This is a genomic window from Gordonia sp. (in: high G+C Gram-positive bacteria) (assembly GCF_049299075.1).
Taxonomy (GTDB): domain Bacteria; phylum Actinomycetota; class Actinomycetes; order Mycobacteriales; family Mycobacteriaceae; genus Gordonia.
In genome coordinates, this window is sequence record NZ_JBAQWU010000467.1 from 1 (window position 1) to 10,664 (window position 10,664).

A 10,664-nucleotide genomic window follows, 5' to 3' on the forward strand; every position below is an offset into this window, starting at 1 on the left:
GGGGGCCACCTGCGCACCCTCCGACGGCGGATTTTGCGCGCCATCCTCCGGTTTAGGTGCGGCCGCCGAGCTGCTCGCGACCGGCGGTTGACCACCCTGAGCAGGAGTTTCCTGCGTCGGCGCAGGCTCGGTGGGCGCCACTGTCTCAGCTGATGAGGCCGCGGTCGCCGCCGCATTCGTCGCCGCCGGGTCGTTGCCGCCACCGCCGGAGCTGGACCAGATAATCAGGCCAATCACCAAGGCGACCGCGATCACCGCAGCTGCGACGGCGAGCAGCCGTCGCTTCCAATACAACTCGGTGGGGAGCGGTCCCTGTGGTTCATTCACGCCTGCCACGGTATCGCCGCATGGTAGAGCCGATGCCTACCTGCGGCGGCGTGTCGCCGGGTTTGCGTGCGCGACCACACTTGGGCAGCCGCCGCCGGGCTACCGAGCAGTCTGCGTGACGCTCGCTGGCCACGGCTCGCCGATGTCCCCAATGCCACCAGAGATGGTCGCCGCACCATCCTTCAGGTGGTAATTCATCCCGATGACGGCCAGCCGTCCGTCGGCGATGCGGTCGGCGATGATCCGGCTGCGTTCCTCGAGCAGCTTGCCGGTCTCCACGACATGCCGGGCCTCGAACTCGTCGACCCGCTCCAGCCCCTCGCCGCGGCCGGCGATGACGCTCGGCATAACGCGTTCGACAATGCTGCGGATATAGCCGGGCGGCAGTTCGAGATTGTCGAGCGCACGTAGCGTCGCCGAGATGGCACCGCAGCTATCGTGGCCGAGCACCACGATCAGTGGGACGTCGAGGACTTCCACAGCGAACTCGATGGATCCGAGGACCGACGAATCGATCACGTGTCCGGCGGTGCGGACCACAAACATATCGCCGAGGCCCTGGTCAAAGATCACCTCGGCGGCCACTCGGGAGTCACCGCAACCGAAGAGAACCACATGGGGGGCTTGACCGTCGACGAGGCGGGCACGGTCAGCGATACCCTGACTGGGATGAATCGATTCACCACGAACAAAGCGCTCGTTGCCTGCTTTGATGACTTGCCATGCCTCTGCCGGAGTCAGATCCTTCATGCGTTCTAGTGTTACACCCACCGGACTGGAAAAGATTCCACTGGGGCGCATAAATAGTGCAATCCTCGCGTGGTTCGCCGAGGCGCGCCGCGACCTACCGTGGCGCGAGTCCGGCATATCCGGCTGGCAGATTCTGGTCAGCGAGATCATGCTGCAGCAGACGCCCGTGGCGCGAGTCGTCGACCCGTGGACGCAGTGGGTGCAGCGCTGGCCGGTGCCGTCGGCAATGGCCAGCGAATCAGCCGGTGAGGTGATTCGCGCCTGGGGAAAGCTGGGCTATCCGCGGCGCGCCCTCCGACTCCACGAGTGCGCGAAAACCCTTGCTGCACAACACGACGATCTGGTGCCCGAGGACGTCGAGGTGCTGCTGGGCCTGCCCGGAATCGGGGACTACACGGCCCGCGCTGTCGCGTGCTTCGCCTATGGCCAAACGGTTCCCGTCGTCGACACCAACGTGCGCCGGGTAATCGCCCGTGCAGTGCACGGCCGCGAGCCTGGCAATCCGGCCAAGGCCGATTTGTTAGACGCCGAGGCATTGACACCGCGCCTAGCCGACGGCACTGCCGCGCCCGACGCCCCCGAGTTCTCGGCGGCCCTAATGGAACTCGGCGCCCTCGTGTGCACGGCGCGCACTCCCAAATGCGACGAGTGTCCGATTACCGAGATTTGCGGGTGGAATCGGCTGGGCCGGCCCACCGCCGCTGGTGGGCGTCGGGCACCGGCGAAGTACGAGGGCACCGACCGGCAGGCCCGCGGCAAGCTGCTCGACGTCTTGCGCGCAAGTTCCGGCCCGGTCGAACGCCCAGCCCTGGACATCGCGTGGACCCGCGACCGGGCTCAACGCGACCGCGCCCTGGATTCGCTACTCACCGACGGCCTCATCGAAATCACCGAAGCCGGGCTCTTCGCTCTCGCCGGCGAGGGTTGACTACCGGGGCGCGGTTTCGACACCGCACTCACTTGGTTCGGGCTGGCTCAACCAGTCGACGCACGAGCCCGAGTCGAAACCACTCCCTCAGACAGCCCCAGAGGCCGAGAGGATCCAGGCGAGCTCGAAGGCCGCCTCTTCCCACTGCCGGTACCGCCCACTGGGTCCGCCGTGACCGCCCTTCATCTCGGTCTTGAGCAGGATCGGCTTGCCTGAAGTGGTCGAATCCTGAAGGGCCGCAGCCCATTTCGCGGCTTCTGTAAAGAGCACCCGGGTGTCATGAAACGAGTTGAGGATCAGCATCGCCGGGTACGGCCGAGCGGAAGTGTTCTCGTAGGGCGAGTAACCGCGGATGTACTGGTACACCTCGGCGTCGTCGAGCGGATTGCCCCACTCGTCCCATTCGATGACGGTCAGCGGAAGCGACGGATCGAGAATCGAGGTGAGCGGGTCGACAAACGGTACTGCGGCGAGAATGCCGCCGAACAGATCAGGAGCGAGGTTGGCCACCGCGCCCATCAGCAGGCCGCCGGCGGAGCCGCCGTCGGCGATGAGTTGCGCCGGTGTGGTGATTCCGGTGTCGACGAGATGCTGCGCGACGTCGACGAAGTCGGTGAAGGTATTCCGCTTATGTAACAAGCGACCCTGCTCGTACCACTCGCGACCCATCTCGCCGCCGCCGCGGATGTGGGCGGTAGCGACGGCCACGCCGCGGTCGAGAAGTGACAGTGCAGGCACCGAAAAGCCTGGATCGGAACTGATCTCGTAGGCACCGTATCCGTTGAGCAGCAACGGCATCGGCGCTCGGGCCGGGGCGTCGGCACGGCGCACGATGGAGATCGGGATGCGGGTGCCATCGGCGGCGGTAGCCCATTCGCGGGTGGCCACATAGTCGGCGGGGTTAAAGTCGCCGAGCACGACCGCACGTTTGAGGAGCGTACGCTCGCCGGTGCTGACGTCCAGATCAAGCACCTCTGCCGGTTCGGTAAAACTGCCGTACCCGATCCGCAGGTGCGGGGCGTCCCATTCGGGATTGGAACCCAGGCCCGTCGAGCAGAGTTCTTGCTCGAAGGTAACCGGAACGAAGTCATCGATACCTGGCAGGGCAGTGCGCCCACGCAGGTCGGCGATGGCGATCCGCGGCAACGCATCGGCCCGGTACGAGAGCACCAAGTAGTCGGCAAAGCAGTCCACATCCTCGATACGCCGCGATGACTGATGCTCGATCAGCGTCCGACGATCGGACAAGTCGTCGGATGGGACGACGTCGACGGCGAAGTTCACCGCCTTGCCTTCGGGGGTCTCGCCGTTGTGCACGATGACGAAGTAGTCGCGCCCGCCGATCACCGCATGCTCAGCCGAGTATTCGACTCCTTCAGTGCGTCCAGCGACCGACACAAAATCGCCCGTCGGGTCGGACATCGGCAGGAAGTACACCTCCGTGGTCACCTTGGAGCCGGTCAGCAGAAGTAAGAACTCGTCACTGTGTGAGGCGCCGAAGCCGACCCAGAATCGCTCATCAGGTTCGTGAAAGACCTTGGTATCAACCAACAATTCGCCGACTTCGTGTCGCCAGACCGTATCCGGGCGCCACGCATCGTCGACTGTCAGATAAAAGAGATGCCGCGCGTCCTTCGACCAGGTGGCACCGCCTGCAGTGTTCTCGATGATGTCAGGCAGTAGCTCGCCGGTGTCGAGGTCCTTGATCCGCAACGTATAGCGCTCGTCACCGACGGTGTCGGTCGAGTAAGCCAGCCAGCGGCCGTCGTGGCTCACCGAGTACGCGCCGAGCGCGAAGAAGTCGTGACCCGCGGCTTCGCTATTGCCGTCGATCAGCACCTGCTCGCCGTCGACCGGACCGTCGGCAGCGATCTCCGGCGGGGTCCAATCATCGACGTCGTCGATTGGACGGCGGCAGCGGATCGCGTACGCGAGCCCCTCCTGCGTCCGCAAGTAATACCAGTACTTTCCGGACCGCACCGGCACCGACATGTCGGTTTCCTGGGTGCGCGCCTTAATCTCACCGAAGACGTCATCGCGGAGTTGTTCTTGCGCCGCCGTCTGCGCCGCCACATAGGCGTTCTGCGCGTCGAGGTAGGCGATCACCTCGGGATCGTCGCGGTCGCGCATCCACTCGTATTGGTCGACGAAGACGTCGCCGTGGAATTCGCGGCGCGACGGAACCTTCTTCGCGACGGGAGGGGTGGTTTCGACTGGCTGCGCTCGCTTAACCATCGAGGAGGGCTTCAACGAATCAGGCATGGTGAGCGTCCGGCCAGTCGGCGAAGCTGCGACCCGAAATGCGTTCGTACGCTTCGATATACCGCTGGCGAGTGCGTTCCACGACGTCGTCGGGTAGCGGTGGCGGAGGTGCGTCAGCGTGCCGGTCCCAGTCCGCCGCGTCGGAGGTCAGCCAGTTCCGGACGATCTGCTTGTCGAAACTCGGCTGTACTTCACCGGGCTTCCAGGTAGCCGATTCCCAATACCGCGAGGAATCTGGCGTAAGAACCTCATCGGCCAGGACCAGCGAGCCGTCGGCGGCCTGTCCGAACTCAAACTTGGTGTCCGCCAAGATGATTCCCCGATCGAGAGCAAGTTCAGCGGCGCGGCCGTAGATGTCGAGCGTCACGTCGCGAAGGGTCCGGGCGAGGTCGTCGCCGACGCCGGCGGCAACGCGCTCGAAGCTCACGTTCTCGTCGTGGTCGCCGATCGCGGCCTTGGTAGCGGGCGTGAAGATCGGCTTGGGCAGGCGGTCGGCCTCGGTCAGTCCGGCGGGGAGCTGCACGCCGCAGACGGCGCCGGTCGCACGGTAGTCACTCAGTCCCGAACCGGTGAGATAGCCGCGCGCCACGCACTCGACCTGCACCATCGGCAGCTTGCGCACCACCATCGAGCGGCCAACGAGTTCGGCCGGGATCCGCTCGTCCATCGGGCCGCCGGCCAGATGGTTCGGGACGGTCAGCGTGTCGAACCAGAAGAAGCTCGCGGCGGTGAGGATCCGGCCCTTGTCCGGGATCGGCGTATCGAGGATGAAGTCGTACGCCGAGATCCGATCCGAGGTGACCAGCAGCAGCGTCTGGGCGTCGATCTCATAGATGTCACGGACCTTGCCAGAAGCGATATGACGATAGTCCGAGAGTGCGGGTCGGCCGGGGTTGGAGTGGGTCATCGCGCGAATCCTCTTGTCCGAGAAGCAGTTACAGAATCGGTGCCGGACGGTAAGCCGCCGATTCCGGCTCGGCCTCGATCCACACCGCGGCATCGGCGATCACCTTGGCGACCTGCGCGTCGGCGGCACCGGCGAAGGCCGACTTGTCCGCGATCAGCGCATCGAGGGCGGCGCGGTCGAGCGGCAGGCGGTCGTCGGCGGCGAGGCGATCGAGCAGGTCTGGCGCGCGGCCTTCCTCGCGCATGGCGAGTGCCACCGCGACGGCATTCTCTTTGATCGCCTCGTGCGCGCTCTCGCGGCCGACACCGGCGCGCACTGCGGCCATCAACACCTTGGTCGTAGCGAGGAACGGCAGGTAGCGGTCCAGCTCGTTGGCAATGACGGCCGGGTACGCACCGAACTCGTCGAGCACAGTCAGAAAGGTCTCCATCAGACCGTCGATCGCGAAGAACGCATCCGGCAGTGCGACGCGGCGGACCACCGAGCAGAAGACGTCGCCCTCATTCCACTGGGCCCCGGCCAGCTCAGCGGTCATCGAGGCATAGCCGCGCAGGATCACCGCGAGTCCGTTCACCCGCTCACAGCTGCGCGTGTTCATCTTGTGCGGCATGGCCGAGCTGCCGACCTGACCGGGCTGGAAGCCTTCGGTGACCAGTTCATGGCCGGCCATCAGCCGAATGGTGACGGCCAGCGACGACGGCCCGGCCGCGAGCTGTACCAGCGCGGAGACGACGTCATAGTCCAACGAGCGCGGGTACACCTGACCCACCGAGGTGAGGGCGTTGGCGAAGCCGAGATGCTCGGCGACCTTGCCTTCGAGCTGATCCAGCTTGGCGGCATCACCGTCGAGCAGATCGAGCATGTCCTGGCTGGTGCCCATCGGGCCCTTGATGCCGCGCAACGGGTAGCGGGCGATCAGCTCGTCGAGTCGCACGAGCGCGATCATCAGCTCGTCGGCGGCCGAGGCGAAACGCTTGCCGAGAGTGGTGGCCTGAGCGGCAACGTTGTGACTGCGGCCCGCCATCACAAAGGTCGAATACTGCGCCGCGCGTTCGGTGAGGCGTGCCAGCAGCGCGATGGCATGACCGCGGACGTAGTGCAGCGAGCTCAGGACCTGCAGCTGCTCCACGTTCTCGGTGAGGTCGCGGCTGGTCATACCCTTGTGGATCTGCTCGTGTCCGGCGAGCGCATTGAACTCCTCGATGCGCGCCTTGACGTCGTGCCGGGTCACCCGTTCGCGGTCGGCGATCGAATCGAGATCGACCTCGTCGATCACCCGCTCGTAGTCGCCGATGGCCGCGGCCGGCACCTCGATGCCCAGGTCACGCTGCGCTGTGAGCACGGCGATCCAGAGCTGGCGCTCCAGGATGATCTTGTTCCGCGGCGACCAGATCTCAGCGAGATCGGTGGAGGCATAGCGGCTGGCCAGAACGTTGCTGATGGCAGGTTTTCCCACGTCGAGCAGTCTAGTACCTGGCCCCCGGCGTCGGAGAATCGCCGTTTGCCGCCGGAACGGAACTGAGCGATCCCCGGTGTGCACCCCGATGGCTTGCACCCTGAATACCCCCATGGGTATATTCCTGATTTGAGCTAATACCCCCAGGGGTATCAAAAGGAGGATGCGATGAGCACCAGCGCCGAGTCGGCCGAGCCGACAACCCCAAAGAGCCCCGACCAACCCGACCGCCCCGAAAGCGAGTCGACGCCCGGCCCGATGGCCCGGCTCGGCCGATGGACGGCCACCCACCGCCGGTGGATCTACGCCGCCTGGGCCGTACTGGTGGTCGGCTTCGGCATCGCCGCACCGTCGGTCTTCAACACCCTCGCCGGGGCCGGCTGGCAGGCCAACGGCACCGAATCGGTACAGGTCCGCGAGATCACCCAGGAGCACTTCGGCGGCAACTCATCGGCCGCCATCCAGGTGGTGATCAACTCCAAGTCCGGCCCGCTGACCCAGGCGCAGATCAACGGCGTCATCGCTGACGTCTCCGAGATCACCGTCACCGACGAACGGCTGCGGAATGAGATCATCGCGCCCATGCCGGGCCTGACTATCAGCCAAGACGGTCAGACTGCGATCGCGATCATTGGCGCTAACGCGAGCACCGACGACATGGTCAAGGCCGTCGACGATCACAAAGCCGAGATCAGCGCGCTCTCCAGCGACAATGTCGACGTCTTCCCCACCGGCTCGTCCGCACTGTGGAGCGACTTCAACAAAGCCAACCACGACGCGATGATTAAGGCCGAGATGATCTCCTGGCCAATCACCCTGGCCATCATGATCGTCGCCTTCGGCTCAGTGGTGGCCGCTGGACTGCCGCTGCTGCTGACGCTGGCCGGACTGGTCGCCTCGGCCGGCGGCCTGGTGATCCTGAACCAGATCACGCCGATCTCGGTGTGGGCGATGAACTTCGCCATGATGTTCGCCCTGGCCCTGGGTATCGACTACGCGCTGTTCATGGTGTCGCGGTTCCGCGCAGCCATGGCCCAACGCCAGGACGACCACGACTCCGCCCGCGCCCGCCACGATGCGACCGCCGAAACCATGGACACCGCAGGTAAAGCCATCCTGCTGTCCGGTCTCACCGTGCTCATCAGCCTGTCCGCCGTCTTGATGGTGCCCGCTCCCGCCGTGCGCACCATGGCGATCGGCATCATGATGGCAGTCATCTTTGTACTCGCGGCCAGTCTCACGCTGCTGCCCGCGGTGATGGCCGGCCTGGGTAGCAAGATCAACGCAGGCTCGCTGCCGTGGTCCAAGGGCAAGCATGGCGCCTCACCGCTGTTCACCAAGTGGGGCGAGTTTATGCACCGGCACCCGTGGGGCCCGGCCATCGTCGCCCTCGGACTTCTGATCGCCCTGTCGATCCCGGTGTTCGGCCTCAAAGTCGCCATGCCGTCAATCACCGTTGTCCCCGAGGACGCCCCCGTCCGCCAGGGCTACGAAGTGGTCGCCGAGAAGTTCGGCGACGGCGCACCCGGCATGATCGCGATCGTCGCGCCCGAGCAAACCGCTGAGCGCACCGCCGAGTTGGCCGCAGCCAATCCGAACATCGCCGCCGTGATGCCGGCCCAACCCGCCGGCGACGGCTCCGGCTGGACGCTGATCCAGGCGATGCCCGTCATGGACCCGTCCGATCCGCTGATGAGCGACACCCTGGACCAACTGCGCAGCGAGTTGCCACGCTCGGCGCTGGTCGGCGGTGCCGCCGCGGAGAACCTGGATCTGCAGGACGCGCTCAACACGTGGTTCCCGCGCGTCGCGATCACCATCCTGATACTCGGCTTCCTGCTCCTGCTGATCGCCCTGCGCGCCCCGGTGATCGCGCTGTTGGGCACCGTCGTGAGTCTGCTGTCGACCGCAGCCGCGTTCGGGGTGGCGAAGCTGATCTTCCAGGACGGACACGGATCGTCGTTCCTGGGCTTCGACCCGCAAGGCTTCCTGAACGGCTGGGGTCCGGTGTTCTTCTTCGCGATGATCTTCGCGATCGCGATGGACTACACCGTGTTTCTGCTGGCCACAGCCAAGGAACACTATGAGCACAGCGCGGATCCGCACCAGGCGCAGATCGATGCGATGGCCTACTCAGGCCGAGTCATCTTCGCCGCGGCGGCCGTCATGGTGGCAGTGTTCTTTACCTTCGCCCTCGCCGACCCGCTGCCACCGAAGGAGATGGGCATCATTCTCGGCGTCGCCGTCCTGCTGGATGCACTGCTGATCCGACTGGTCCTGCTGCCCGCCATCTTGCGAATCTCCGGAAAAGGCGCCTGGTGGAGCCCGCGCTGGCTCGATCAGGTCCTGCCCAAGATTTCCTTCAAACACTGAATACCCCAAGGGGCATAGAATGAGGGAAATAGAGAGGAATTCACTATGATTGGCGACGAGGAAGCCACCGCCACTATCGTCAACCGGCTGCGCCGCGCGCACGGCCAGTTGGCCGGGGTGATCGGTATGATCGAGGACGGTCGCGAATGCAAGGACGTCGTGACTCAGCTCGCGGCGGTCTCCCGCGCCCTGGACCGGGCCGGGTTCAAGATCGTCGCGACCGGCCTGCGCGAATGCCTGACCGACCCGGCCAAGGCCAACGGCGACGGCGAAACCCTCGACGTGGAGCAGCTAGAGAAGCTGTTCCTCGCCCTGGCCTAACCCGCGAGAGGAGACAACCATGAACATCGCCCTGTCCACACGTACCGGCGGTACTGTTCCCGAGGTTGCCGCGCGGGTGCGAGCTGCGCTCGCCGACCAAGGTTTCGGTGTGCTCACTGAAATCGACATGGCCGCGACGCTGAAGAACAAGATCGGCGTGGATCTGGAGGACTACCTCATCCTGGGCGCCTGCAATCCGCCAGCCGCCCATCGCGCCGTCACCGCGGACAAGCAGATCGGCCTGCTCCTACCGTGCAACGTCGTCGTGCGGCGGGATCCCGACGACGCCGGCGCCGTGCTGGTCGAGGCAATGAACCCGCAGATCATGGTCGCCGTCGTACCCGACAACCCGGCGCTGGCTGCGGTCGCCGACGAGGTCACCGGAAAGCTCCAGGCGGTGATCAACGCCCTGTGACCGGACTACCTGCCGACCTGAACCGGCGACGCCTATTGACTGGCGCCGCCGGTTTGGCGTCCCTTGCCTCACTGACCGCCTGCGGCGTCGCCCACACCGCCAGTGAAGAACTCCCGATCGGTGAGCACGGCACCGACGACGAACTACCCATTCAGACCGGTGCCCCCGCCGACCCGAGCGGTCCCGAGGTGGTCACCGGAACCTTCGACTCCAAGCATATGGGCCGCCCCACCAAGTGGGCGGTGGCCCGGCCGAGCGGAGTGACCGGAACGCTCCCGGTTGTCCTCGTCGCTCACGCACTGAACACCGACGAGAGCTCGATCTTCGGCAAGGCCCTCAACATGCAGGGCGTGCTGCAGGAGTACGTCGACGGCGGGGGCACCCCGTACGCCATCGCCTCGGCCGCGATAGGCCGCAACTACTTCCACCCGCGCACCGACGGCACCGACGGTGCCGCCATGCTGCTCGACGAGTTCCTTCCGATGCTCGCCGCCGACAAGGCACTGAACCTGCGCACCGACCGTTTCGGGCTGTTCGGTTGGTCGATGGGCGGCTACGGCGCACTTCGCATCGGCAGCATCGTCGGCGCCCCGCGCGTTGCGGCGATCGCCGTCAGCTCACCCGCAATGTGGGCCGATCCGACGGCGTTCCCGCAGCGTGCCTTCGACTCCTACGACGACTACCTGGCCAATTCGCTGTTCGGCCAGCAGGATCGCTTCGCCCGTATCCCGGTCCTAATCTCAATCGGCTCGGCCGACCAGTTCTACACCTACACGCGCCAGTGGGCTTCGCAGCTGCGCCCGCCCGCCGCATTCGGCACCTCCGCCGGCGGACACACCAACCGCTACTGGCGCTCGGTGCTACCCGAACAGGTCGAATTCCTGGGCCGCAACCTGGCCCTCACCCCCAGCACCTAGCCCCCTCC

At 65.7% G+C, this 10,664-nt stretch carries 9 protein-coding genes and 1 pseudogene; 5 read left to right on the top strand and 5 right to left on the bottom strand.

What is annotated here, in order from left to right; genetic code table 11:
- Together WAW85_RS14775 and WAW85_RS14780 are read right to left on the bottom strand one after the other, a co-directional pair.
- A pseudogene (locus WAW85_RS14775) lies at positions 1 to 327 on the bottom strand (hypothetical protein); the annotation flags it as partial.
- A 99-nt stretch (positions 328 to 426) separates the two neighbouring features.
- Entirely contained in the window at positions 427 to 1,077 is a 651-nt protein-coding gene (locus WAW85_RS14780; RefSeq protein WP_422560350.1) for a carbonic anhydrase, read from the bottom strand.
- Here WAW85_RS14780 and WAW85_RS14785 point away from each other — a divergent pair.
- Positions 1,076 to 2,005, top strand: a complete 930-nt coding sequence (locus tag WAW85_RS14785) for an A/G-specific adenine glycosylase (RefSeq protein ID WP_422560351.1) — start codon at positions 1,076 to 1,078, stop codon at positions 2,003 to 2,005. The genes WAW85_RS14780 and WAW85_RS14785 overlap by 2 nt on opposite strands.
- Before the next feature lie 87 nt (positions 2,006 to 2,092).
- On the opposite strand, the gene WAW85_RS14790 is transcribed toward WAW85_RS14785, so the two are convergent.
- From WAW85_RS14790 to purB, 3 genes are read right to left on the bottom strand one after another with little or no spacing between them, the layout of a single operon-like run.
- Positions 2,093 to 4,267, bottom strand: a complete 2,175-nt coding sequence (locus WAW85_RS14790; RefSeq protein WP_422560352.1) for a S9 family peptidase — start codon at positions 4,265 to 4,267, stop codon at positions 2,093 to 2,095.
- Positions 4,260 to 5,174, bottom strand: coding sequence for a phosphoribosylaminoimidazolesuccinocarboxamide synthase (locus WAW85_RS14795; protein ID WP_422560353.1), 915 nt, complete (start codon positions 5,172 to 5,174; stop codon positions 4,260 to 4,262). The genes WAW85_RS14790 and WAW85_RS14795 overlap by 8 nt, the downstream gene beginning before the upstream one ends.
- 28 nt (positions 5,175 to 5,202) lie before the next feature.
- Entirely contained in the window at positions 5,203 to 6,630 is a 1,428-nt protein-coding gene (purB, locus tag WAW85_RS14800; protein WP_422560354.1) for an adenylosuccinate lyase, read from the bottom strand.
- Positions 6,631 to 6,798: 168 nt separating this feature from the next.
- Here purB and WAW85_RS14805 point away from each other — a divergent pair, with 168 nt between their 5' ends.
- The 4 genes from WAW85_RS14805 to WAW85_RS14820 are packed head-to-tail and all read left to right on the top strand — an operon-like array spanning position 6,799 to position 10,656.
- Entirely contained in the window at positions 6,799 to 9,003 is a 2,205-nt protein-coding gene (locus WAW85_RS14805; protein WP_422560355.1) for an MMPL family transporter, read from the top strand.
- 45 nt (positions 9,004 to 9,048) lie between these two features.
- Positions 9,049 to 9,324 carry a metal-sensitive transcriptional regulator gene (locus WAW85_RS14810; RefSeq protein WP_422560356.1) on the top strand — a complete coding sequence of 92 codons (276 nt, stop codon included), beginning with the start codon at positions 9,049 to 9,051 and terminating at the stop codon, positions 9,322 to 9,324.
- Between the two features lie 19 nt (positions 9,325 to 9,343).
- Complete coding sequence (locus WAW85_RS14815) at positions 9,344 to 9,739, top strand: DUF302 domain-containing protein (protein WP_422560357.1); 396 nt, start codon at positions 9,344 to 9,346, stop codon at positions 9,737 to 9,739.
- Positions 9,736 to 10,656, top strand: a complete 921-nt coding sequence (locus WAW85_RS14820; protein ID WP_422560358.1) for an alpha/beta hydrolase — start codon at positions 9,736 to 9,738, stop codon at positions 10,654 to 10,656. Before WAW85_RS14815 ends, WAW85_RS14820 begins: the two co-directional genes overlap by 4 nt.
- Positions 10,657 to 10,664: the final 8 nt, after the last annotated feature.

What these genes read in the sequence shown, in the direction of transcription:
- WAW85_RS14785 (WP_422560351.1), top strand. Translation starts at nt 1,076, where the DNA reads ATGCGTTCTAGTGTTACACCCACCGGACTGGAAAAGATTCCACTGGGG.
- WAW85_RS14780 (WP_422560350.1), bottom strand. Translation starts at nt 1,077, where the DNA reads ATGAAGGATCTGACTCCGGCAGAGGCATGGCAAGTCATCAAAGCAGGC.
- WAW85_RS14790 (WP_422560352.1), bottom strand. Translation starts at nt 4,267, where the DNA reads ATGCCTGATTCGTTGAAGCCCTCCTCGATGGTTAAGCGAGCGCAGCCA.
- WAW85_RS14795 (WP_422560353.1), bottom strand. Translation starts at nt 5,174, where the DNA reads ATGACCCACTCCAACCCCGGCCGACCCGCACTCTCGGACTATCGTCAT.
- WAW85_RS14805 (WP_422560355.1), top strand. Translation starts at nt 6,799, where the DNA reads ATGAGCACCAGCGCCGAGTCGGCCGAGCCGACAACCCCAAAGAGCCCC.
- WAW85_RS14810 (WP_422560356.1), top strand. Translation starts at nt 9,049, where the DNA reads ATGATTGGCGACGAGGAAGCCACCGCCACTATCGTCAACCGGCTGCGC.
- WAW85_RS14815 (WP_422560357.1), top strand. Translation starts at nt 9,344, where the DNA reads ATGAACATCGCCCTGTCCACACGTACCGGCGGTACTGTTCCCGAGGTT.